The organism is Microbacterium sp. GbtcB4 (genome assembly GCF_019091465.1).
Taxonomy (GTDB): Bacteria; Actinomycetota; Actinomycetes; order Actinomycetales; family Microbacteriaceae; genus Microbacterium; species Microbacterium paraoxydans.
Genome location: NZ_JAGXJJ010000782.1, coordinates 1 through 229, shown reverse-complemented (window position 1 = coordinate 229; position 229 = coordinate 1). Strand labels below are relative to the sequence as shown.

The following is a 229-nucleotide window of genomic DNA, read 5'->3' as shown; positions in this document are numbered from 1 at the left end:
CCGGAGCCCGGGTGGACCGCGGACCCCCGTTCAGCGGCAGCTACTACACGTCGCCGAGCGAGTTGCACCTGCGGTGGGAGAACGTGCTCATCGGCTCTCCGGCCGGACCGTGCCCCGCGTGGTTCTTCCCCGGGAACTCCTCGCCCTGGGTCATCCAGGGGCACGGTCGCGGCACGTCGCGGGGGGGAGGCCTCCGTGCCGGGCCGGGCTTGCCTGCGGCGGGGTGTCC

General features: G+C 74.7%; 1 pseudogene. It reads left to right on the top strand.

Going from position 1 to position 229, the window contains the following annotated elements:
* Nucleotides 1–11: 11 nt before the first annotated feature.
* Nucleotides 12–229: pseudogene (locus KVS71_RS19605) on the top strand (alpha/beta hydrolase); the annotation flags it as partial.